Below are 1,529 nucleotides of genomic sequence, written 5' to 3'. Positions count from 1 at the left end.
ATCGGCAGGAAACCCAAACTCGCGACGAGCGCGGTCATCAGCACGGGACGCAGGCGGGTCAGTGCGCCGTCGACGACCGCCTCCTGCAGCGGATCGCCTTCGGCGCGCAGCTTGCGGATGAAGCTGATCATCACCAGCCCGTTCAACACCGCGACGCCCGAGAGCGCGATGAACCCCACGCCGGCCGAGATCGAGAACGGAATGCCGCGCAGCCACAGCGCCAGCACGCCGCCGGTCAACGCCAGCGGCACGCCGCTGAAGACGATGGCGGCGTCCTTGCCCGATCCGAACGCCATGAACAGCAGGCCGAAGATCATCACCAGCACCACGGGTACGACGACCGAGAGTCGACGACTTGCGGAGATCAATTGCTCGAAGGTGCCGCCGTATTCGATCCAGTAGCCTTCCGGCAACTCGATGTCCTCGCCGATCCGTGCGCGCAGATCCTCGACGTAGGAACCCAGATCGCGGCCGCGCACGTTCGCGGTCACGACGACGCGCCGCTTGCCGTTCTCGCGACTGACCTGATTCGGACCGGGCGCCACTTCGATCTGCGCGATCTGGCCGAGCGGCACATAGCGGATCGCACCTCCGACGGTTTCCGAATCACCATTGAGTATCGCGGGAACCGCGATCGGTAGAGACGCGAGCGCCTTCGGGTTCTGCCGCTGGCTTTCGGGCAGACGCACGACGAGATCGAACCGGCGGTCGCCCTCGAACACCTGACCGGCCATCGCGCCGCCGAGCGCGATCGACACTGTGTGCTGCACGTCTGCCACCGACAATCCGTAACGGGCCAATGCAGCTCGATCCGGTGTGATCGTCATCAGCGGCAAGCCCGTCACCTGTTCCAGCTTTACATCGGCCGCACCTTCGATGCCTGCCGCTAGTTTCTCGATGCCCTTGCCGATCGCTTCGAGTTGTTCCAGATCGTCGCCGTACAGCTTGATCGCCACCTCGGCGCGCACGCCGGCGATCAGCTCGTTCATCCGCATCTGCACCGGCTGGGTGAACTCGTAGTTGTTGCCGGGAATCGTCCACACCGCTTTTTCGAGTTCAGCGATCAATTGCGCTCTCGGCTTTCTCGGGTTCGGCCAGTCCTTGCGGTCCTTGAGCATGATGAAGGTGTCAGCGACCGAGGGCGGCATCGGGTCGGTCGCGACCTCGGCGGTGCCGATCTTCGCGACCACCTCCTCGACTTCCGGGAACTGCTTGATGCGGGCTTCCAGTTGGCGCTGCATGCCGATGGCCTGGGTCAGACTGGTGCCGGGAATGCGCAGCGCGTGCAGGGCGATGTCCCCCTCGTCCAGATTGGGAATGAACTCGGTGCCCAGGCGCGTGGCCAGGAGCCCGGCCAGGACCGTCAACACCGCCGCCGCCGCGACCACGGCCTTGCGCGCGGACAGCACCTTCTCCAGCAGTGGCGCATAGACGCGACTGACGCTGCGCATGACCCGGGTTTCGTGCTCCGAGACGCGGCCGGTGACGAACTGCGCCACCGCGGCGGGCACGAAGGTCAGCGAGAGCAA

The 1,529-nt window shown here is 65.4% G+C and carries 1 protein-coding gene; it reads right to left on the bottom strand.

What is annotated here, in order from left to right:
* Positions 1 to 1,529 (bottom strand): efflux RND transporter permease subunit (locus ABD974_RS11710; RefSeq protein WP_345303516.1); only part of this gene is annotated, 1,529 nt, incomplete at both ends.

This window comes from Lysobacter hankyongensis, assembly GCF_039543145.1.
Classification (GTDB): Bacteria; Pseudomonadota; Gammaproteobacteria; order Xanthomonadales; family Xanthomonadaceae; genus Lysobacter_I; species Lysobacter_I hankyongensis.
This window is presented reverse-complemented; position numbering and strand designations above follow the sequence as displayed.